Consider the following 21215-nt stretch of genomic DNA (forward strand, 5'->3'; position numbering starts at 1 on the left):
TGACCTAAGGCAATGGCCCCCCCCGTTGGGGTTCACATGCGGAGCATCGTCCGGCAGCCCCAGCTCGCGCAGCACGCCCAGCGCCTGCGAAGCAAAGGCTTCGTTCAGTTCGATAACGTCCATATCGTTGATGCTCAGACCGGCACGCTCCAGCACGCGGCGGGTGGCAGGCACCGGGCCCAGCCCCATCAGACGCGGTTCAACACCGGCAGTCGCCATCGCCACGATGCGGGTCCGCGGGGTTAAGCCCTGCGCTGCCGCCATCTCCTCGCTGGCGATAATCAGCGCCGCAGCGCCGTCGTTCACCCCGGACGCGTTACCTGCGGTGACTACGCCCCCGGCGCGGAACGGCGCTTTCAGCCCGGCCAGCATCTCCAGTGTGGTGTCCGGGCGCAGATGCTCGTCATGCACCACTTCGGTCACCGCCCCTTTTTTACCTTTAATCATCACCGGGACGATCTCCTGGGCCAGAATGCCGTTGGCCTGGGCCCGGGCGGTACGCTGCTGGCTGCGGAACGCAAAGGCGTCCTGATCTTCACGGGAAATCCGTAACAATTCCGCTACATTCTCTGCCGTTTCCGGCATGCTGTCAGAACCAAATTGCTGCGCCATGAGCGGGTTCACAAAACGCCAGCCGATGGTGGTATCGAAAATTTCATTCTGGCGCTGGAAGGCGCTGGTGGCTTTGCCCATCACGAAGGGCGCGCGGGACATCGACTCCACGCCACCGGCGATCATCAGGTCGCCATCACCGGCGCGGATGGCGCGGGCGGCAAAGCCCAGCGCGTCGAGGCCGGAGCCGCACAGGCGGTTCAGGGTGGTGCCGGAGACGGTCTGCGGCAGCCCGGCCAGCAGCAGGGACATGCGCGCCACGTTGCGGTTGTCTTCCCCCGCCTGGTTGGCGCAGCCAAAAATCACGTCATCAATGCGTTCCGCATCCAGACCCGGGTTACGCACCAGCAGCTCGCGCAGCGGGATAGCGCCCAGATCGTCCGCGCGCACGGCGGACAATGCCCCGGCATAGCGACCGATGGGGGTACGGATCCCGTCACAAATAAAGGCGTCACGCATTATGCTTCTCCTGTAATAGTGCCGCCGATGCGGTGGGATTTCCCACGGAACAGGGCAACGGTTTTTTGCTGTTGGTTAACAATTTCAATGTCGTACACGCCGGTCTGTTTCCCCTGATGGCGCACCTGCGCGGTGGCGGTGAGCTTGTCGTGGGCAAAGGCCGGACGAACAAAATCGATGGTGCAGCCCGAGGCTACCGCCGCCAGCCCCTGGCTGTTGCAGGCGTAGGCGAAGGCGGTGTCGGCCAGCGTAAACAGCTGGCCGCCGTGGCAGCTTTTGTGGCCGTTGAGCATCTGCGGCGTGACGGTCATGGTCAACACGGCGACGCCCTCATCCATCTCGATAATGTCGATGCCATAGGCCTGGGCGCAGGCATCGTTTTCATACATGGCGCGGGCGTTGCGCCAGGCGTTATGACTCATAGCTACTCTCCAGAAGCGCGCGCTGGCGCAGCAGGGATGACGGGCGATAGCGTTCTTCGCCGTAGTGGCGTTGCAGGTTTTCAAGCAGGATCAGCAGGCGCTGCCAGCCAAGCTGTTCTCCCCAGGCCAGCGGACCGCGCGGGTAGTTCACCCCGAGGCGCATGGCGGTATCGATATCCTGTTCGCTGGCGACCCCTTTTTGCAGGGCGTCGAGGGCTTCGTTGACGATCATCGCCACCGTGCGCCAGATCAGCAGGCCGGGATAATCCGCCACCTGCAGGACGCGCTTGCCCTGCTGCTGCAGGTACCAGACCGCTTTCAGGGTGGCGGAGGCCGGGTTGCTGGCCGCCGGGGCAATCACTGCCACATCCCCTTCCTGCCGATCCACGACCACCACCGGCTGACCGTAACGGTTCGCCAGCGCCTGGGCGGTCTCGCCCTGGGTTTCGATCAGCAGCAGGCCGTCGATTTCGGTGACACCGTCACTTCTTCTCTGCACGTTCATGGCGCTGTACGTGTCGCCAACGGTCTCCAGCCAGTTAACGGCGGGCTTCTCGCTGCGCCAGTTGTAGACGCCCTGGCCGCTCTTCTTGCCGAAGCGCCCGGCCAGCACCAGCTCCTGCTGCACCAGCGACGGCAGGAAGCGGCGCTCCTGCCAGAAGGCGTTAAATACCGAACAGGTGACGGCGAAGTTGACGTCCTGGCCGATCATGTCGGTCAGCTCCAGCGGCCCCATCGGGAAGCCCGCGCCGTCGCGCAGCGCGGCGTCGATAACTTCCGGTGCAGCCACCTGCTCTTCCAGGGCGCGCCAGGCTTCGGCGTAGTACGGACGTGCCACGCGGTTAACGATAAAGCCCGGGGTGGACTGGCAGCGCACCGGCTGTTTACCCCAGTTCACCGCCAGCTCGCTCAGCTGTTCCACTACTTCACCGGAGGTCGCCAGCCCGCTCACCACCTCTACCAGCTTCATCACCGGGGCCGGGTTAAAGAAGTGCAGCCCGGCCACGCGCTCGGGGTGTTTCACATCGGCGGCAATGGCGGTAATGGAGATAGAAGAGGTATTGCTGGTCAGCAGCGTGTTGGCCGGGCAGATCTCCGCCAGTTCGGCAAAGAGCGCTTTTTTGACCGCCATCTGCTCGGAGGCGGCTTCGATAACCAGGTCGGCCGCCGCCAGGGCGTGAATGTCGGTCACCGGTATCAGACGCTGGAGCGTCTGCTCGCAGGCCTGCGCGCTCAGCTTGCCGCGCGCCATGCGGGATTCGAGACGGGTGCGGATACCGTCGATGGCGCGGGAAATCGCGTCGGCATTGATGTCATACACCAGCACCGGATGCCCGTGGCTGGCCGCTACTTCGGCGATCCCGGCTCCCATGATGCCGCTGCCTATCACAGCCACGGTATGAATTGTCGTCATCTTATTTCCCCGTAAACTGCGGCGCGCGTTTGTTGAGGAAGGCGCTGACGCCCTCACGGTAGTCGGCGCTGCGTCCGGCCAGGCGCTGATAGTCGCGCTCAAGATCCAGCTGAGCATCGAGGGTGTTGGTTTCGGCGGCGTTGATCGCCTGCTTGATCAGCCCCAGGCCAAAGGTCGGCTGCGAGGCGAGATGCACGGCCAGCTGGCGAGCGGTGTCGGTCAGCTCGGCGTCATCCACCACCTGCCAGATCATCCCCCAGGCGTGCGCCTGTTCGGCGCTGATCTTCTCTCCCAGCAGGGCCAGGCCCATTGCCCGGGCGCGGCCGGTCAGGCGCGGCAGCAGCCAGGTCCCACCGGAATCCGGCACCAGACCGAGCTTGCTGAAGGCCATCACAAAGTTTACCGAACGGGCGGCAATGACGATGTCGCAGCCCAGCGCCAGCGTGGCGCCGGCTCCGGCGGCGACGCCGTTGACCGCGCAGATCACCGGCTTCGGCAGTTTTGCCAGGCGCTTAACCAGCGGGTTGTAGAATTTTTCCACCGACATCCCCAGATCGGGCGCGGGGCTGTTCGGGTCGACGTTGCGGTCGTTGAGATCCTGCCCGGCGCAAAATCCGCGTCCGGCCCCGGTCACCAGCAGGCAACGCACGCTGTCGTCGCGCTCGGCCTGCTTAAGGCACTCGGCCAGCTGCAGATGCATCTCCTCGTTAAAGCTGTTGAGACGCTCCGGGCGGTTCAGGGTAATAGTCATTACGCCCTGCTCAACGTGACTCAGAATGAAATCCATGGTTAGCGTCCTTTAAATTCGGGGGTGCGTTTTTGCAGGAAGGCGTCGATCCCTTCCCGGCGATCCTCGGTGGCTGCCAGCAGGGTAAACAGCTGACGCTCCTGGGCCAGCCCGGCCTGCAGGGCCACTTCCTGGGACTGGCGTAACGCCTGCTTCGCCGCCTGCAGCGCCAGCGGCGAGTGGCGCGCCATCAGCGCGGCCTGCTGGAGGGCATATTCCAGGGTCAGGGATTCGGGATAAACGTCGCTCACCAGGCCTGCGGCCAGCGCCTGCCGGGCGGTGATGCTTTCGCCGGTCAGCACCATTTTGCTGGCCAGCGATTTGCCGACGCTGCGGATCAGGCGTTGAGTGCCGCCCGCGCCCGGCATAATGCCTAAAGTGATTTCGGGCAGGCCAAAGCGGGCGTTCTCCCCGGCGATCGTTACATCGCACAGCAGCGCCAGCTCGCAGCCCGCCCCCCAGCGCGTAGCCGTTGACCGCGGCAATCAGCGGTTTGCTGAAAGCGTTGATCCGCGCCCACAGCTGGGGGCGAATGTCGTTGAGGGTGGCGGGCAGATCTTTTTCGGCCATCTCATTGAGATCGGCCCCGGCGGCAAAGAAACGCTCGTTGCCGGCGATCACGCACACCGAAACCTCGCTATCGGTTGCCGCGGCTTCGAGAGTGGTCGCCAGCTCGCTCAACAGGGCATTGTTAAGGGCGTTGCGGGCCGCCGGACGGTTGAGGGTCAGGAGCAGTATTCGCCCCTGACGGGTGACAATCAGGTCGCTCATGCCATCCCCTTCGCGTCAAAGTCCACCACCACGTCGCGGGTCAGCGGCAGGGCCTGGCAGCTCAGAACGTAGCCCGCCGCCAGTTCGTCCGGCTCGAGGCTGTAGTTGGTCGCCATGTCTACCTTTCCGCGCACCACTTTGCATTTGCAGGTAGCGCAGACCCCGCCTTTACAGGCGTACGGCAGATCCGCCCCCTGACGCAATGCGGCGTCAAGAATGCTTTCGTCATCGGCGGTCAGGGTGATCTCGCGGTCGCGTCCGTCCTGGCGCACCGTCACTTTCTGCCCCTCTACCTGAACGGTGTGGGCGCGTTTTACGCTGGTGCCCGGGGTATTGAAGCGTTCCAGATGCAGCGATTTTTCCGGCATGCCCAGCGCTTTCAGCGCCTGCTCGGCGTCGTCCATCATCGCCGCCGGGCCGCAGATAAAGGCCTCGTCAAACTGGCTGAAGTCGATTAAGTGTTTCGCCAGCGCCTGCAGTTTCGCGCCGTCGATGCGCCCGTGCAGCAGCTCGCTGTCCAGCGTCTCCTGGCTGAAGATATTGACCACCTGCAGGCGGGTCGGGTAGCTGTCCTTCAGATCGGCCAGCGCCTGGCGGAACATCATGCTCTGGCTGCTGCGGTTGCCGTAAATCAGGGTGAACTGGCTGTAGGGTTCGGTTTTCAGGGTGCTGGAGATAATGGCCAGCATCGGGGTAATGCCGGAACCGGCGGCAATCGCCAGGTAGCAGCCTTCCCGCTCAGCCAGCGGCTGATAGCCAAAGTGGCCCTGGGGCACCATCACCTCCAGCGCCATCCCCTGTTTGATCTCATCCCGGGCATAGCGCGAGAAGCGGCCGCCGTCGATGGCTTTCACCGCCACGCTGATCTCGCCCGGCTGCACGCTGCGGCAGATAGAGTAGCAGCGGCGCAGCTCTTCGCCCGCGAGATGGGCTTTCAGCGTCAGATGCTGGCCCGGACGGAAGCGATACGCCTCCTGCAAAGCCTGGGGAACCGCGAAGGTGATGGTCACCGCATCGCGGGTTTCGGGTTCCACTTTTGCCACCGTTAAGGAATGAAACGTTGTCATGGCGACCTCAGATACATTTGAAATAGTCGAAGGGTTCCCGGCAGCTGTCGCAGCGGTAAAGCGCTTTGCAGGCCGTGGAACCAAATTCACTGATCATCGTGGTACGGGTGCTGGCGCAGCGCGGACAGGTCACCTCGGCGGGCAGATGCGCATGGCAGCTGTGTCCGGCCGGGGGGCTGATGCCGTACTGGCGCAAACGCTCCCGGGCGTCCGGGGTCATCCAGTCGGTGGTCCATGCCGGGTCGAGCTGAATGGTGATCTGCACCGGGACATAGCCGTGGGCGGTCAGGGTGTCGCGGATCGCCCCCATCAGATGGTCGGTAGCCGGACAGCCGGAATAGGTCGGCGTAAAGCCGATAGCCCAGCCTTCACCCTGTGGGGTAACGCTGCGCACCATGCCCAGATCGGTAATGGTCAGCACCGGGATCTCCGGGTCCGGGATCTGGCTTAACAAAGACCAGATCTGCGGGACGGCGGCGGGTGCGAGTTCGACGTGTTGCATGGTGCTCTCCTGCGTTACCACTGCTGCCCGGGATACACGCGCTGCAGATACTGCATCTCTGCCAGCATCGGTCCCAGATGTTCGGTATGCAGCCCTTTACGGCCGCCGCTACGGTAGGCCGCTTCCTCGGGCACGCTCAGCGTCGCCGCGTTCAGCCCGGCAAAGACTTCCGCTTCCCACTCTTCGCGCAGGCTGCGTGGATCGACGGCGATACCCTCGGCCACCAGGCCTAAGTCGATCTCGTCGGCCTCGAACAGCTCGGCGGTGAAGCGCCACAGATCGTTGACCGCCTGCTGCATCTTCTGTGCGGAGACGGCGGTGCCGTTACCGAGGCGTTCCAGCCAGCCGCGGCTGAAGCGCAGGTGGTAGCGGGCCTCTTTAATGGATTTGGCGGCAATGGCGGCAAGCTGCGCATCGCGGCTCTGAGTCAGACGGGTGAACAGCGCCACGTGCCAGGCGTCGATAAAATACTGACGGGCGATAGTGTCGGCGAAGTTGCCGTTCGGCTGTTCCACCAGCAGCAGGTTGCTGAACTGGCGTTCGTCGCGCTGGAAGGCCAGCGTATCTTCGTCGCCCTCGCCTTCCAGCTCGGCGGCGTAGGTTAAGAAGTTGCGCGCCTGGCCCAGCAGGTCGAGGCCGATATTGGCCAGCGCGAGATCGATCTCCAGCTCCGGGGCATGGCCACACCAGGCCCCCAGACGCTGGGAGAGCACCAGGCCGTTATCACCCAGGCGCAGGACATAGTTCGTTAACGTTTTCATCCCGGACCTCACATGTGCTCGATGCCATCAGGGATGGTGTAGAAGGTTGGGTGACGGTAGACCTTGCTCTCCGCCGGATCGAAAAACTCGCCGCGCTCTTCCGGCTGCGAGGCGACGATTTCGCTCGCCTTCACCACCCAGATGGAGCAGCCTTCGCTGCGGCGGGTGTAAGCGTCGCGAGCGTTCTCCAGCGCCATGCGATCGTCGGCGGCGTGCAGGCTGCCGACGTGACGGTGGGACAGCCCCTGTTTGCTGCGGACAAAAACTTCGTACAACGGCCAGTATGTTTTGCTCATCGTGATTCCCCTTACGCAACCTTGCGGGCGTGTTGTTTTTCTGCGTGCGCCAGGGCGGCTTCGCGCACCCACGTCCCCTCTTCCCAGGCTTTATTCTTGGCGGCCAGGCGTTCGTGGTTACAGACCCCACGGCCATTGATAACGTCGTCAAACTCCTGCCAGTCGATCTCACCGAAACGGTAGTGGCCGCTTTCTGCATCGAAGTGCAGATCGGCATCCGGGACGGTCATGCCCAGCATCTCCACCTGCGGCACGGTGTTGTCGACGAAGCGCTGGCGCAGCTCGTCGTTGCCAAAGCGTTTGATCTTCCAGGCCAGGCTGCGGGCGCTGTTCGGGGAGTTGTCGTCGTTCGGGCCGAACATCATCAGCGCCGGCCACCAGAAACGGTTGATGGCGTCCTGCAGCATCTGGCGCTGGGCCTCGCTGCCCTGGGCCAGCGCCATGCAGGCTTCAAAGCCCTGACGCTGGTGGAAGCTCTCTTCTTTACAGATTTTCACCATCGCCCGGGCATAGGGGCCGTAAGAGGTACGGCACAGCGCCACCTGGTTAACAATGGCCGCGCCATCCACCAGCCAGCCAATGACGCCGATATCGGCCCAGCTCAGGGTCGGGTAGTTGAAGATGGAGGAGTATTTCATCTTGCCGTCGAGCATCTTCTGGTAGATATCTTCCCGGGCGCAGCCCAGCGTCTCCGCCGCGCTGTAGAGATAGAGACCGTGTCCGGCTTCATCCTGCACTTTCGCCAGCAGGATGGCCTTGCGGCGCAGCGTCGGGGCGCGGGTGATCCAGTTGCCTTCCGGCAGCATGCCGACAATTTCGGAGTGGGCATGCTGACCAATCTGGCGGATCAGCGTCTTGCGGTACGCGTCAGGCATCCAGTCCTGCGGCTCGATGGCCGTCTCTTGCGCGATTCGCTGTTCAAAGCGTTGTTCTTCGGTCACGTCATCACCCTTATGATTCGTTTAACTGGTAAATTCCATTCAATGATGAATCACTTCGTTTCTTAAAAGTTACACAAAGGTTAAATATAACCCCAAGAAGTGTTTGTTTATTTTGTGATGCGGCTCGCAAGCCTTTTGCGCAGCCCCTTCTGTGGCGGGAATCAGACAGCGGGAATAGTCAGACAAGATCACACTGTTAACAAATCATTAAAACATAGCTTGCATTTTATGATTCATAATCAAACTATCTATAGCGAAATCACGAACCACCTGGAGAGAAAAATGCAGCAGTTAGCCAGCTTTTTGTCCGGCACCTGGCAGTCTGGCCGGGGCCGTGAGCGCACTATTCAGCACGCCATCAGCGGCGAAACCCTCTGGCAGGTCACCAGCGAAGGGCTGGATATGGCCGCCGCGCGTCGTTACGCCATTGAGAAAGGCGGTGAATCACTTCACGCCATGACCTTCATCGAGCGCGCCGCGATGCTGAAAGCGGTGGCAAAACATCTGTTGAGCCAGAAAGAGACGTTCTATGCCCTCTCCGCCCAGACCGGGGCGACCCGCGCCGACAGCTGGGTGGATATCGAGGGCGGGATCGGCACCCTCTTCACCTTCGCCAGCCTCGGCAGCCGCGAGCTGCCGGACGACACCCTGTGGCCGGAAGATGAGCTGATCCCCCTGTCAAAAGAGGGCGGTTTTGCCGCCCGTCACGTGCTGACCTCGAAATCCGGCGTCGCCGTACACATCAACGCCTTTAACTTCCCCTGCTGGGGGATGCTGGAAAAACTGGCCCCGACCTGGCTGGCGGGGATGCCGGCAATCATCAAACCGGCCACCGCCACCGCCCAGGTGACCCAGGCGATGGTAAAAGCGATCGTCGACAGCGGCCTGGTGCCGGACGGCGCCATCAGCCTGATCTGCGGCGGCGCGGGGGATCTGCTCGACCAGCTCGACAGCCAGGACGTGGTGACCTTTACCGGCTCCGCCGTCACCGGCCAGATGCTGCGCGTACACCCGAACATCGTGGCCCGATCGATTCCGTTTACCATGGAAGCCGACTCCCTGAACTGCTGCGTGCTGGGGGATGACGTCACCCCGGAGCAGCCGGAGTTTGCCCTGTTTATCCGCGAAGTGGTGCGGGAGATGACGGCGAAAGCCGGACAAAAATGTACTGCCATCCGCCGCATCATTGTGCCGCAGGCGCAGGTGGAAGCCGTCAGCCAGGCGCTGATCGCCCGGCTGGAGAAAGTAGCTGTGGGTGACCCGGCGCAGGATGGGATTAAGATGGGTTCGCTGGTCAACGCCGACCAGCGCGCCGACGTGCAGGAGAAGGTGGATACCTTAGTGACTGCAGGCTGCCAGGTCCGTCTGGGCGGGAAAGCCGACCTGAACGCCGCCGGCGCTTTCTTCCCCCCAACCCTTCTCTTCTGCCCGCAGCCGGACGAAACCCCGGCCGTACACGCCACCGAAGCCTTTGGCCCGGTCGCTACCCTGATGCCGTACCAGACCCGTGAACACGCCATGGCCCTGGCCCGCGCCGGTGAAGGTAGCCTCGCCGGGACGCTGGTCACCGCCGATCTGCGCCTGGCGCGTCAGTTTATCGCCGGTGCCGCGCGTGCCCACGGGCGTATCCAGATCCTCAACGAAGAGTCGGCCAAAGAGTCCACCGGCCACGGCTCTCCGCTGCCGCAGCTGGTGCACGGCGGTCCGGGTCGCGCCGGGGGCGGTGAAGAGCTGGGCGGCCTGCGGGCGGTGAAACACTACCTGCAACGCACCGCGATCCAGGGCAGCCCGAGCATGCTGGCCGCCATCAGCCAGCAGTGGGTGCGCGGGGCCCAGGTGCAGGAAGATCGCGTCCATCCGTTCCGCAAATATTTCGAGGAGCTGCAGCCGGGCGACAGCCTGCTGACCCCGCGCCGTACCCTGACCGAAACCGACATCGTCAACTTTGCCTGCCTGAGTGGGGATCATTTCTACGCCCACATGGACAAGATTGGCGCGGCGGAGTCGATTTTTGGCGAGCGCGTGGTGCACGGTTACTTCCTGATCTCCGCTGCCGCCGGGCTGTTCGTCGATGCGGGCGTCGGGCCGGTGATCGCCAACTACGGCATGGAGAACCTGCGCTTTATCGAGCCGGTCAAACCGGGCGATACCATCCAGGTGCGTCTGACCTGTAAGCGCAAGACGCTGAAGAAGCAGCGCACGGCGGAAGAGAAACCGACCGGCGTGGTGGAGTGGTCGGTTGAGATCTTCAACCAGCACCAGCAGCCGGTGGCACTCTACTCGATCCTGACCCTCGTCTCCCGACAGCACGGAGATTTTGACGCCTGATCCCCTTCCCACCGGGTAACGTCGCGCACGTTACCCGGCTTCTGGCACATCTGACAAAACATCTGGCAAATGCAGGCAAACGGTACGCACAGCGTTATTGCTATGTTGGCAATGAATAAACCGCGCGCAGAACAGCGGTCCCGAGTGGATAACAACACATACAACAGAGGTTAATCATGGGAAGCTCCTCAATCTTTTCTCCACGTAAAACGGTGCTGGCGTTGGCCGTTGCTTGTCTCTTTTCCGGTCAGGTGCTGGCTCACGGTGGTGAAGCGCATATGGTCGAGATGGATAAAACCCTGACCGATTTTGGCGCGGATGTGGCCTGGGATGACTACGCCCAGATCTACACCATCACCAAAGACGGGGCTTTCATCAAAGTGAAGCCAGGCGCCAAAACCGCTATCGTCAACGGCAAACCGCTGACCCTGCAGGTGCCGGTGGTGATGAAAGACAATAAGGCCTGGATCTCCGATACCTTTGTCAACGATGTGTTCCAGTCCGGCCTGGATCAGACCTTCCAGGTGGAGAAGACTCCGCACCCGCTGAACGCCCTGACCGCAGATGAAATTAAACAGGCCGTCGAGATTGTGAAAGCCTCGCCGGACTTCAAACCGAACACCCGCTTTACCCAGATCGCGCTGGCCGAACCGGAAAAAGCCAAAGTGTGGGACTTCGTGCTGAACGGTACGGCGGTGGATGCGCCGCGTCAGGCCAATATCACCATGCTGGACGGTAAATTCGTTATCGAAGCGCTGGTGGACCTGAAGGACAAAAAAATCATGCACTGGGAGCCGATTAAGGACGCCCACGGCATGGTGCTGCTGGATGATTTTATGGCGGTGCAGAAGATCGTCATCGGCAGCCAGGAGTATATCGACGCGCTGAAAAAGCGCGGTATTAATGACCCGAGCAAGGTGATGACCACCCCGCTGACCGTCGGCTACTTTGACGGCAAAGATGGCCTGAAGCAGGAAGATCGCCTGCTGAAGGTGGTGAGCTATCTGGATACCGGCGACGGCAACTACTGGGCGCACCCGATTGAAAACCTGGTCGCGGTGGTGGACCTGGTCGGGAAGAAGATTATTAAAATCGAAGAAGGCGCGATTGTCCCGGTCCCGATGGAGCCCCGCCCTTATGATGGCCGCGACCGCGAGCCCGTCGCCCATAAGCCGCTGGAAATCACCGAGCCGGAAGGCAAGAACTACACCATCACCGGCAACATGATCCACTGGCAGAACTGGGACTTCCACCTGAGCCTCGACTCCCGCGTGGGGCCGATTATCTCCACCGTCACCTTTAACGACAACGGCAAAAAACGCCAGGTGATGTACGAAGGATCGCTGGGCGGTATGATCGTCCCTTACGGCGACCCGGACGTGGGCTGGTACTTCAAAGCCTACCTGGATTCCGGCGACTACGGCATGGGTACCCTGACCTCCCCGCTGGTGCGCGGCAAAGACGTGCCGTCCAACGCCGTGCTGCTGAATCAGACCATCCCGGATTACACCGGTGCGCCAATGGAGATCCCGCGGGCGATGGCGATTTTCGAACGCTACGCCGGGCCGGAGTATAAGCATCAGGAGATGAATCAGCCGAACGTCAGCACCGAACGTCGTGAGCTGGTGGTGCGCTGGATCAGTACCGTCGGGAACTACGATTATATATTCGACTGGATCTTCCACGAAAACGGCACCATCGGCATCGATGCCGGGGCGACCGGTATCGAAGCGGTGAAAGGGGTAACGGCGAAAACCATGCACGACCCGAGCGCCAAAGAGGATACGAAGTACGGCACCCTGATTGACCACAACATCGTCGGCACCACCCACCAGCACATCTATAACTTCCGTCTGGATATGGACGTGGATGGCACTAACAACAGCCTGGTGGCGATGGATCCGGAGGTGAAACCGAACACCGCCGGCGGCCCGCGTACCAGTAGCCTGCAGATCAACCAGTACAATATTGATACCGAGCAGCAGGCGGCGCAGAAATTTGACCCGGGCACCATTCGTCTGCTGAGCAACACCAGCAAAGAGAACCGCATGGGCAACCCGGTCTCCTATCAGATCATCCCGTACGCGGGCGGTACGCACCCGGTGGCCACCGGCGCGAAATTCGCCCCGGACGAGTGGATCTATCACCGTCTGAGCTTTATGGATAAACAGCTGTGGGTGACCCGCTACCATCCGAACGAGATGTACCCGGAAGGGAAATTCCCGAACCGCTCCACCCAGGACACCGGTCTGGGCCAGTTCAGCAAGGATAACGAGTCGCTGGATAATCAGGATGACGTGGTGTGGATGACCACCGGCACCACCCACGTTGCGCGTGCGGAGGAGTGGCCAATTATGCCAACCGAGTGGGTGCATACCCTGCTTAAACCCTGGAACTTCTTTGACGAAACCCCGTCGTTGGGTAAGAAGAAAGACGCGCAGTAAGGGGCGGTGACAATAAGCCGGGCAGATTGCCCGGCTTTTTTTGTGCGGCCTGCTGCCGGGTGGCGGCTGCGCCTTACCCGGCCTACGGAATATGCGGTCCCGTAGGCCCGTGCAAGCGCAGCGCCGCCGGGCAATGCCGTTGCAAAGTAATTAATTATCCATAAGAGATTTATTTGCTGAATGTATTTGTCTGTTTATAGTTATTCATACCCATGCCGTTCGGGTTGCCTTTCTTTAAACGTTTTTCTGGACATCATGCGAAGTTTTCCCCTACGCCGCTGTATGCACATTGAGAGGTTTTCAGGATGAGATTCAACTTGATAGCAAGAAGCCTTGCGCTCGCCGGGCTTTTTATTTCTGCTGGCATGCCTGCGTTTGCCGCAGAAGCGCCAAAAGACGCCGCCGCCGCCACTCAGCAAGCCAATAACGCCCTCTTTAGTCAACTGCCCTTCTCCGATAACACCGACTTTACCGATGCCCATAAAGGCTTTATCGCCCCGCTCCCTACGGAGGTGATCAAAGGCGAACAGGGCAACGTGGTCTGGGATCCGCAACAATACGCGTTTATTAAAGAGGGCGATAAAGCGCCGGACACCGTCAACCCCAGCCTGTGGCGTCAGGCGCAGCTGATTAATATCAGCGGCCTGTTTGAGGTGACGGACGGGGTGTATCAGATCCGCAACCTCGATCTGTCGAACATGACCATTATTGAAGGCACCACCGGCGTCACCGTCGTTGACCCGCTGGTATCGGCGGAAACGGCGAAAGTCGGGATGGATCTCTATTTTAAAAATCGCGGGCAGAAGCCGGTGGTGGCGGTGATCTACACCCACAGCCACGTCGACCATTACGGCGGCGTGCGCGGGGTGGTGGATGAGGCCGATGTCAAAGCCGGTAAGGTGAAAATCTACGCCCCGGCGGGCTTTATGGAAGCCGCGGTGGCAGAGAACATTATGGCCGGTAACGTAATGAGTCGCCGCGCCAGCTACATGTACGGTAACCTGCTGAAACCGGATGCCAAAGGCCAGGTCGGTGCCGGGCTGGGTACCACCACCTCCGCCGGGACCGTGACCCTGCTTGCTCCGACCAATATCATCGAAAAAGACGGTCAGAAGGAGACCATCGACGGCCTGACCTATGACTTTATGCTGGCCCCGGGCTCGGAAGCACCGTCGGAAATGCTGTGGTTTATCGAAGAGAAAAAGCTGATCGAATCCGCCGAGGACGTGACCCACACCCTGCACAACACCTACTCCCTGCGCGGGGCGAAGATCCGCGAGCCGCTGCCGTGGTCGAAATACATCAACGAAGCCATTGTGCGCTGGGGTGATAAAGCCGAGATCCTGATGGCCCAGCACCACTGGCCGACCTGGGGTAAAGAGAACGTCAATAATCTGCTGAAAAGCCAGCGCGATCTCTACCGTTATATCAACGACCAGACCTTACGCATGGCGAACCAGGGGCTGACCCGGGATGAAATCGCCGCCAACTTCAAACTGCCGGATTCACTGGCGCACACCTGGGCGAACCGCGGTTACTACGGGTCGGTAAGCCACGACGTGAAGGCCACCTACGTGCTCTATCTCGGCTGGTTCGACGGCAACCCGGCCACCCTGGATGAGCTGCCGCCGGAAGAAGGTGCGAAGAAATTCGTTGAGTATATGGGCGGTGCGGATGCCATTCTGCAGAAGGCCAAAACCGACTTCGACCAGGGGAACTACCGCTGGGTAGCGCAGGTGGTGAGCAAAGTGGTGTTTGCCGATCCGAACAACCAGGCGGCCCGCAATCTGGAGGCGGATGCGCTGGAGCAGCTGGGCTATCAGGCGGAATCCGGCCCGTGGCGTAACTTCTACCTCACCGGCGCGCAGGAGCTGCGTAACGGCGTGGTGAAAGGCCCGACCCCGAACACCGCCAGCCCGGATACGGTGCGGGCGATGACGCCGGAGATGTTCTTTGACTATCTGGCGGTACACATTAACGGTGAAAAAGCCGGGACGGCGAAATCGGTCTTTAACATCGACCTGGGTAGCGACGGCGGAAAATACAAGCTGGAGCTGGAAAACGGGGTGCTGAACCACACCGCCAATGCGGAAGCCACCAATGCGGACGCCACCATTACCCTAAACCGCGACACGCTGAACAAAATTATCCTCAAGGAGACGACCCTGAAACAGGCCGAGGACAGCGGTGCGGTGAAGGTGACCGGCGACGGCACGAAACTGGATGCCATGCTGGGTTATATGGATAAGGTTGAATTCTGGTTCAATATTGTGACACCGTAACTTATTGTGCGGCCTGCTGTCGGGTGGCGCTACGCTTACCCGACCTACGAAACCGTAGGCCCGTGCAAGCGCAGCGCCGCCGGGCATGGTGCGGCCTGATGCCCTCACCCCGGCCCTCTCCCACAGGGAGAGGGTGTAAACACTAAAAACGGTCACCGGGGTGACCGTTTTGCTTTTACCTAATACCTCACACACACCGATTTGGTTTCACACCAGCCGTCCAGCCAGTCCGGGCCGAAATCGCGGCCGGTGCCGGACTGCTTCATGCCGCCGAACGGCAGGTTGGCGTCGATCAGGGTGTGGCTGTTGATCCACACCGTGCCGGCCTGCAGGCGATCGGTATACTCCAGCGCTTTGCTGATGTTTTGCGTCCAGACGCTGGCGGTCAGACCGTATTCGGTGTCATTTGCCAGGCGCAGGGCCTCTTCGCCGTCGGCGACGCGCACCAGGTTCACCACCGGGCCAAACACCTCTTCGCGGGTCAGACGCAGGCTGGCGTCCGGGTTGACCACCAGGGTCGGCGAGACGTAATACCCCTCGCCGCTCGGGCCACGATTCCCGACGATCAGCTCGGCCTGACGCGACTGCGCCTCGTCGAGGAAGGTCTGCACTTTGTCGCAGTGGGCGCGGGAGACCAGCGGGTTAATGTGCGCCTCCTGAGACATTCCCGGCCCGACGCTCAGGGATTTCACCGCCTGCTCAAAATCGCTTACCACGGTATCAAACAGCGGCGCTTCGATATAAATCCGCGAGCTTGCCGCACAGACCTGGCCCTGGTTCAGGAAGCTGCCGGTCATCAGCCCTTCGATAACCCATGACGGATCCGCATCTTTCAAAACGATAGCCGGGTTTTTACCGCCCAGCTCCAGGGTCACGCCCATCAGGCGGTCGGCGGCGGAGCGCGCAATCTGTTTGCCGGTGGCGGTTGAGCCGGTGAAGCTCACCTTGGCGATATGCGGATGGTTGGTCAGCGCGGCGCCACACACCGCCCCGCTGCCGGTCACCACGTTGAAGACGCCGTCCGGGATCCCGGCTTCGCTTGCCAGTTCCGCCACGCGCAGCAGGGTCAGCGGCGTGGTTTCCGACGGTTTGATCACGATAGAGCAGCCAGCCGCCAGGGCAGGCATCACTTTCCACATGCCGATCAGCAGCGGGAAGTTCCACGGCACGATCCCGGCCACCACGCCAATCGGCTCTTTGCGGGTCCACGCCTGATAGCGGGCGCCCTGCGGCATCGGAATGGAGAGATCCAGCGTCTTACCGGAAATTTTAGTGGTCAGCCCGGCGGTATAGCGCATCCAGTTCAGGGTGCAGCCCACTTCAAAGGCGCGGGAGATGTTAATGGATTTACCCTGCTCCAGGGTTTCGAGCTGGGCCAGCTCCTCGGTGTGCTGCTCCACCAGATCGGCAAAGCGCAGCAGAATACGTTCACGTTCCGCAGGCAGTTTGCCTGACCAGCTGCGGGCCACGAAGGCACGCCAGCCGGACATCACCGCGCGGTCCACATCCTGCGCGCTGGCATCGGCCGTCGAGGCAATCACCTGGCCGGTAGCCGGGTTAAAGATCTCCAGACGCTTTTCGCTGTCGGAGGCGGAGTGGCGTCCTTCAATCCAGAGGCCATGTTGGCGATCCAGAAATTGCTGCACGCAGTGCAGTACGGCGACCTGTGTATCAGACATAGCGATTCCTTATTATTCGCAGGGTGTCAACGCAGTCTAAGATGGCTTTGCCGAATGCGCTTTTATCTCTGTGACATTCGCTTTGCCCGCTGTGACAGGCACCGCAAAACGCGACAATAACGCCGTTTCGCTCTGCTATATGGCGGAGTTTTTTCCGGGATTTCGCCCCAGGTCACGGGCAATTGGCAACATAAATGCAACAATGTTTAAACATTGACGACGTAGCGGGTAAGACGATGGCATGTGCAAACGAACAGGACAACTACCAGCACTGGCTGGCGCAGATTAATCAGGTTTGCGGCAGTTTTGCCGCCCGGCCCATGAGCGGCGAGTTTTATGGCGAGCTGGAATCGACCTGGACCGGCAACCTGAAACTGAGCACCGTGACCGCCGGCGGCGTGAACCTGTTTCGCACTCGCCAGGAGATCAAAACCAGCAACGACGCCTGGTTCTACACCGTGTTTCAGCTGGATGGCGAAGCGGGTCTGGAGCAGGACGATCGCCAGATTGTGCTGAACGCCGGGGATATCACCCTGATTGACGCCTCCCGCCCCTGCTCGATCTACTGGCCAGAAAAATCACGTCAGATCTCGCTCCTGCTGCCGCGTCAGATCCTCGAGCAGCACTTTCGCTTTCAGGAAGTGACCTGCGCGCAAAAACTCTCCCGCAGCCTGCCCACCGTTCAGCTTAGCTATCGCCTGCTGCAGGACAGCATGAACAACCCGGCGTTAAGCGAAACCGAAAGCGAAGCCGCGCTGGAGGCGATGGTCTGCCTGCTGCGCCCGGTATTGCAGCAGCGTGAAAGCGTGCAGCCGCGCAAGGAGCGCCAGTTTACGAACGTGCTGACCCTGATCGACGACCATATTCAGGCCGAACACCTGCGCCCGGAGTGGATCGCCTCGGAGTGTGGGATGTCAGTGCGGAGCCTGTACCGGATGTTCGCCGAAAAAGGGCTGGTGGTGGCGCAGTACATTAAAAATCGTCGTCTGGATTTGTGCGCGCAGATGCTGCGCGGCGCCCGCGATGACGAAAAACTGGCGGGCATTGGCTACAGCTGGGGATTTACCGATCACAGCCACTTCTCCACGGCCTTTAAGCAGCGTTTTGGCGTGTCGCCAGGCGAATACCGCAAACGCCACCGCTGATCACTTCTGCAACCACTTGCCGTTGATCCCCTGGACATACTCGCCGGGGTTGGCGCGCGCGACCAGTTTCGTCCCGGCCATTTTTGCCACTTCATCCACCGGAATGTTATTGCTGTCGGCAAGCTTCTGATAGCTGTCGGTGCGGGCCTTGTTGATCTGCTCCACCAGCGCCAGCGTCTCGCGATCCTGGCTCCGCGGCGCAATATAGCCGCTCAGGGTTTCACCGACCCGCCCGGCACTGCGGGCCTCGTTGAGGGTCAGCGCCAGCGCGGGTGCGCAGAGCCCCAGCGTTAATATCATCAGCAAAATGCGTTTTCTCATGGCAGCCTCAGAACAGATCGCTGCGTGACTTCAGCAGCGTCTCCACGTCTTTATCCACTTTGATATGGATTTCATGTTCAATTTTGACGTTCATGTTGATGGTGATCGGCTCCTTCGACGCCGCCACTTCGATCCTTGGCGTGCAGCCTGTCAGCGTCAGTATCACAATCACGGTGAACCCACCGGCCAGCTTTTTCATGGTTGTTCCTTACATTCCTTGCCTGTCGGGCAGCGGTTATCCGGTAATGCTGCGTGTTGCTCCAGCCAGGTCTGCAGATTGTCGCCAAAACGCAGGCTGCGCCAGAGGGTGAACAGGTTCTCCTGATGGGTGTAGTTGAGGTTGACGGCTTGCGTCTGGTCCTCAACGCGGCTGGCGCCACGGAGGGTCGATGCCAGAGTTAATTCACCCAGGTTATCTACATTGAGTGTCGTCCACGACTGCGAAATTTCCATATAGCGAAGCCAGTTAATGGCCCCCGCCGCCGACCCGTTCTCTTTAGCCAGGGCATCGGCGGTGTCTTTGTCGAGGCGCAGGGTCATCGGCCCGGCGTTAGTCAGCCAGCCATCTTTGATGATCCACTTGTCGTTGTCCAGCCAGAACGGCAGCGCCCCGCTGAACGGCCCGGACAGGGCAAACTGTTTCGGATTAACGGCGCTAATGAGCTCGCTGGAGGAGATATTGCTGACCCGCAGCAGGGCCGCATCGTGCTGCGGCATCCGCAGCTGCTGCATGGTCACTTTACCGCCCAGCAGATCCACGCTGACGTCGGTCAGCAGCAGCGGATTCGCCTCGCTCCACGGGTAGTCCCCCTGCAGATCGGCGGTAATATTGCGGGCCGTCACCTGATTGATCACTTCGCCAATGCGCAGCGTCACCGGCCCATGGGTGCCCAGCGACCAGGTGCCCTGGCTAAAGCGGAACGGCAGGACAAAATCAACGCCGTTTACTTTGTTATCCGGCATCCAGACGCTGCCGCCTTTCACTACCCCGTGGCCTCCGGCCTCAAAACCCTGATCGGCCGCCGCCGAGAACGCCACCTGGGCATACAGCTCCCCTTCGCGCAGGGTCATTTTCCAGTCCGGCGGGACCAGCGGCTGGAAGACGGTCAGGGATTGCTTCGGCCACCAGGCCTGGCCGCGCAGACGCTCCCCGTCCCAGCGCCCGTTCAACTGCACCGGGCCGATCGCTTTGGCATTAAGGGTGCCTTTGAAGCGGAACAGGGTCGGATCGCTGCCATCGACACTGAATTTGACCGTTGAAGGGGGTAACACGCTGCCGCCGGTGAAGGTGGTTTCTCCGGCGTCAAAGGATAATGCGCCGCTGAAATGCGGCCGGGCGGGATCGCGCTGCCAGCGGATCGGGCTCTCCAGCACCATCCGCGGCGTGCTGGCATGCATAGTGCCGTACTTCAGCTGGTCAAACCCGGTCGAGAGTTCACTGAGTTCAATGACGCTGTCGCGCCACTCGCCCCTGCCCGCCACGTCCCAGCGGGCCTGCATCGGAGTGAAGTTGCCCTCACCCCAGTAGCGCCACTGCCACAGGCCGCGATCCGGCAGGAAGTCACTGGCCCGGCCGTCGAGATGCAGGGTGAAATCCCCCATCTCCTGTTCATGAGCGCGCAAAATCGCCTGCAGGCGGCCGTCGATGCCGTTGCGGGTCAGCGCCACGCCGGCCAGCGGCCAGCGCACCTCGTCGATATTAAGAGAATCAATGATCCGCCCGCGTGAACGCAGCAGTGCCCCGGGCGCAAACGCCAGACGGGGCTCGGCAAGGCTACCGCTCAGCATGGCGGGAAGCTTTGCATAGAGGATCAGGTCGTTCTGTTTGGCGACACCGGTAAGCTGCATCGGCATGGCGCTGTTATCCACGCTGAGCTTGCCGGGGCCAAAAGTCAGCACCGCGTTGCCCTTCCCGGCATCGCCCTGGGTCAGAACGTTCATCCGTCCGCTGATAACGGCGTTTTCCGTGCCCTGCTGCCAGTTATCGATCTTCAACCCCAGGCGTCCGCTCAGAGGAATACCGGCCCGATCCCAGCGCCAGCGCCCGTCGCTGATGGTCAGTTGTTCTGAGGTGATCTGCCAGGGGAGATCCAGCAGCGGCTCGCGGCTCTCCCGCTCAACCAGTACCAGCTGGCCCTGATTGTCCTGCCACGCCAGATCGGCATCCACCAGCGACGGGAGCTGCGGGACCGAGAAGGTCGCTACCGCATGCCCCTGCACCGGCAGGCCGTCCGGCACCAGCGGCAGGGTAAATTCCCCCACCAGGGTTACCGGCTGCGGGTTATCGGGCAGATTGAGCGTGACGTCGCTGATGGTCAGGGAACGTCCACGCAGTGTGCCACGCAGGCTAAACTGCTCCCCATGATAAGTAATGTCCTGTCGCGACGGGGTCAGCGAGGCGGTTAGCTTCCCCTGCCACTGCTGCCAGGGAGAGAGCGTCAGGCGATCGATGGTCAGCCAGGTATTGGGCAGCAGCGACTGCCATTCGGCCAGCGTTCGCGGTGCGGCGGGCGTAGGCTCGCTGGCAGGGATTTTACTCAGGCACGCGCTGTTGAGATCCAGCCCGGCGATGTCGATTTTCCAGCGACTCGGGTGGCTGAGCGTGGCGTCTTCCACGCGGGCGATTTCGCAGTCGTCCACCAGATAGCGCAGATCGGCGATCACCAGGGCGTTGCGGGTCAGGCGCGGGCTTTTTTCAAAGGCGATCCGGGTGCCTGCGGGTAGCCAGATACCGGCAAGCGTGGGAACCCACTGCGCAAGGGTCAGCAGCAGCGTCAGCGGTAAAAGAACGATCAGCAGCAGTAGCGCGATTGCGGCTTTGTATTTACCCCTCATGGGCAGTTAATATCCTGATTTAGCGAAAAAATTAGCCGACAGTATCGAATATTGTGGCATGTTTCGTCAGGCAGGTGAAGCGAAGGCCTGTTTAAGGATAGATGCGATGCCCCTGAATGTGCGCGTTTTTATTGTTCGCTCAATCTCTT

Annotated in this window: 16 protein-coding genes and 2 pseudogenes; 4 read left to right on the forward strand and 14 right to left on the reverse strand. The window is 61.1% G+C overall.

Annotated features, from left to right (window positions below; translation table 11 throughout):
• Positions 1-9: 9 nt before the first annotated feature.
• The 10 genes and pseudogenes from pcaF to paaA all read right to left on the reverse strand — a co-directional run.
• Positions 10-1071: pseudogene (pcaF, locus tag AAHB66_RS12620) on the reverse strand (3-oxoadipyl-CoA thiolase); the annotation flags it as partial.
• Positions 1071-1493, reverse strand: a complete 423-nt coding sequence (gene paaI, locus AAHB66_RS12625; RefSeq protein WP_337014848.1) for a hydroxyphenylacetyl-CoA thioesterase PaaI — start codon at positions 1491-1493, stop codon at positions 1071-1073. The gene paaI and the pseudogene pcaF, both read right to left, overlap by 1 nt.
• Entirely contained in the window at positions 1483-2907 is a 1425-nt protein-coding gene (gene paaH / locus AAHB66_RS12630; RefSeq protein WP_347113149.1) for a 3-hydroxyacyl-CoA dehydrogenase PaaH, read from the reverse strand. Before paaH ends, paaI begins: the two co-directional genes overlap by 11 nt.
• Before the next feature lies 1 nt (position 2908).
• Positions 2909-3694: a 2-(1,2-epoxy-1,2-dihydrophenyl)acetyl-CoA isomerase PaaG gene (paaG, locus tag AAHB66_RS12635; RefSeq protein WP_347113150.1), complete on the reverse strand. Its 786-nt coding sequence runs from the start codon at positions 3692-3694 to the stop codon at positions 2909-2911.
• 2 nt (positions 3695-3696) lie between these two features.
• Positions 3697-4465, reverse strand: a pseudogene (gene paaF / locus AAHB66_RS12640) (2,3-dehydroadipyl-CoA hydratase PaaF).
• Positions 4462-5532: a 1,2-phenylacetyl-CoA epoxidase subunit PaaE gene (gene paaE / locus AAHB66_RS12645; protein ID WP_347113151.1), complete on the reverse strand. Its 1071-nt coding sequence runs from the start codon at positions 5530-5532 to the stop codon at positions 4462-4464. The pseudogene paaF and the gene paaE overlap by 4 nt, the downstream one beginning before the upstream one ends.
• Positions 5533-5539: 7 nt before the next feature.
• On the reverse strand, positions 5540-6034 hold the full coding sequence (gene paaD / locus AAHB66_RS12650; RefSeq protein ID WP_347113152.1) for a 1,2-phenylacetyl-CoA epoxidase subunit PaaD: 495 nt from the start codon (positions 6032-6034) through the stop codon (positions 5540-5542).
• A 14-nt stretch (positions 6035-6048) separates the two neighbouring features.
• A complete protein-coding gene (gene paaC, locus AAHB66_RS12655) occupies positions 6049-6795 on the reverse strand; it encodes a 1,2-phenylacetyl-CoA epoxidase subunit PaaC (protein WP_347113153.1) in 747 nt (248 codons plus the stop codon).
• Between the two features lie 8 nt (positions 6796-6803).
• Positions 6804-7091, reverse strand: a complete 288-nt coding sequence (gene paaB, locus AAHB66_RS12660; RefSeq protein ID WP_032611057.1) for a 1,2-phenylacetyl-CoA epoxidase subunit PaaB — start codon at positions 7089-7091, stop codon at positions 6804-6806.
• Positions 7092-7102: 11 nt separating this feature from the next.
• Positions 7103-8032: a 1,2-phenylacetyl-CoA epoxidase subunit PaaA gene (gene paaA, locus AAHB66_RS12665; RefSeq protein WP_231600397.1), complete on the reverse strand. Its 930-nt coding sequence runs from the start codon at positions 8030-8032 to the stop codon at positions 7103-7105.
• Between the two features lie 282 nt (positions 8033-8314).
• Between paaA and paaZ the strand changes: the two genes are divergently transcribed.
• The 3 genes from paaZ (at position 8315) to AAHB66_RS12680 (ending at position 15086) form a co-directional block, all read left to right on the forward strand.
• Positions 8315-10360, forward strand: coding sequence for a phenylacetic acid degradation bifunctional protein PaaZ (paaZ, locus tag AAHB66_RS12670; protein WP_347113155.1), 2046 nt, complete (start codon positions 8315-8317; stop codon positions 10358-10360).
• Positions 10361-10536: 176 nt separating this feature from the next.
• Entirely contained in the window at positions 10537-12804 is a 2268-nt protein-coding gene (gene tynA / locus AAHB66_RS12675; RefSeq protein WP_347113156.1) for a primary-amine oxidase, read from the forward strand.
• Positions 12805-13109: 305 nt separating this feature from the next.
• A complete protein-coding gene (locus tag AAHB66_RS12680) occupies positions 13110-15086 on the forward strand; it encodes an alkyl sulfatase dimerization domain-containing protein (protein ID WP_347113158.1) in 1977 nt (658 codons plus the stop codon).
• Positions 15087-15265: 179 nt separating this feature from the next.
• Here the strand turns inward: AAHB66_RS12680 and AAHB66_RS12685 are convergent, their stop codons facing one another.
• Positions 15266-16765, reverse strand: coding sequence for an aldehyde dehydrogenase family protein (locus tag AAHB66_RS12685; RefSeq protein ID WP_347113160.1), 1500 nt, complete (start codon positions 16763-16765; stop codon positions 15266-15268).
• Positions 16766-17001: 236 nt separating this feature from the next.
• Here AAHB66_RS12685 and feaR point away from each other — a divergent pair, with 236 nt between their 5' ends.
• The gene (gene feaR / locus AAHB66_RS12690) at positions 17002-17910 is read left to right on the forward strand and encodes a transcriptional regulator FeaR (RefSeq protein ID WP_347113162.1); all 909 of its coding nucleotides are present in this window, start codon (positions 17002-17004) and stop codon (positions 17908-17910) included.
• Here feaR and AAHB66_RS12695 read toward each other — a convergent pair whose 3' ends face one another.
• Genes AAHB66_RS12695 through AAHB66_RS12705 form a run of 3 tightly spaced genes read right to left on the reverse strand, consistent with a single transcriptional unit; the run spans position 17911 to position 21066 of the window.
• Entirely contained in the window at positions 17911-18231 is a 321-nt protein-coding gene (locus tag AAHB66_RS12695; protein ID WP_347113164.1) for a YdbL family protein, read from the reverse strand.
• 7 nt (positions 18232-18238) lie between these two features.
• Complete coding sequence (locus AAHB66_RS12700) at positions 18239-18430, reverse strand: YnbE family lipoprotein (RefSeq protein WP_347113165.1); 192 nt, start codon at positions 18428-18430, stop codon at positions 18239-18241.
• Positions 18427-21066, reverse strand: a complete 2640-nt coding sequence (locus AAHB66_RS12705; protein ID WP_347113166.1) for a YdbH family protein — start codon at positions 21064-21066, stop codon at positions 18427-18429. The genes AAHB66_RS12700 and AAHB66_RS12705 overlap by 4 nt, the downstream gene beginning before the upstream one ends.
• Positions 21067-21215 lie beyond the last annotated feature (149 nt).

Source organism: Leclercia sp. S52, assembly GCF_039727615.1.
GTDB classification, from domain to species: Bacteria; Pseudomonadota; Gammaproteobacteria; order Enterobacterales; family Enterobacteriaceae; genus Enterobacter; species Enterobacter adecarboxylatus_B.

Bases quoted from the DNA above. Each gene is read 5' to 3' on its own strand.
- paaI (WP_337014848.1), bottom strand. From the start codon at position 1,493: ATGAGTCATAACGCCTGGCGCAACGCCCGCGCCATGTATGAAAACGAT.
- AAHB66_RS12685 (WP_347113160.1), bottom strand. From the start codon at position 16,765: ATGTCTGATACACAGGTCGCCGTACTGCACTGCGTGCAGCAATTTCTG.
- AAHB66_RS12680 (WP_347113158.1), top strand. From the start codon at position 13,110: ATGAGATTCAACTTGATAGCAAGAAGCCTTGCGCTCGCCGGGCTTTTT.
- paaD (WP_347113152.1), bottom strand. From the start codon at position 6,034: ATGCAACACGTCGAACTCGCACCCGCCGCCGTCCCGCAGATCTGGTCT.
- AAHB66_RS12700 (WP_347113165.1), bottom strand. From the start codon at position 18,430: ATGAAAAAGCTGGCCGGTGGGTTCACCGTGATTGTGATACTGACGCTG.
- paaZ (WP_347113155.1), top strand. From the start codon at position 8,315: ATGCAGCAGTTAGCCAGCTTTTTGTCCGGCACCTGGCAGTCTGGCCGG.
- feaR (WP_347113162.1), top strand. From the start codon at position 17,002: ATGGCATGTGCAAACGAACAGGACAACTACCAGCACTGGCTGGCGCAG.
- AAHB66_RS12705 (WP_347113166.1), bottom strand. From the start codon at position 21,066: ATGAGGGGTAAATACAAAGCCGCAATCGCGCTACTGCTGCTGATCGTT.
- paaH (WP_347113149.1), bottom strand. From the start codon at position 2,907: ATGACGACAATTCATACCGTGGCTGTGATAGGCAGCGGCATCATGGGA.
- paaB (WP_032611057.1), bottom strand. From the start codon at position 7,091: ATGAGCAAAACATACTGGCCGTTGTACGAAGTTTTTGTCCGCAGCAAA.
- AAHB66_RS12695 (WP_347113164.1), bottom strand. From the start codon at position 18,231: ATGAGAAAACGCATTTTGCTGATGATATTAACGCTGGGGCTCTGCGCA.
- paaC (WP_347113153.1), bottom strand. From the start codon at position 6,795: ATGAAAACGTTAACGAACTATGTCCTGCGCCTGGGTGATAACGGCCTG.
- paaG (WP_347113150.1), bottom strand. From the start codon at position 3,694: ATGGATTTCATTCTGAGTCACGTTGAGCAGGGCGTAATGACTATTACC.
- paaE (WP_347113151.1), bottom strand. From the start codon at position 5,532: ATGACAACGTTTCATTCCTTAACGGTGGCAAAAGTGGAACCCGAAACC.
- tynA (WP_347113156.1), top strand. From the start codon at position 10,537: ATGGGAAGCTCCTCAATCTTTTCTCCACGTAAAACGGTGCTGGCGTTG.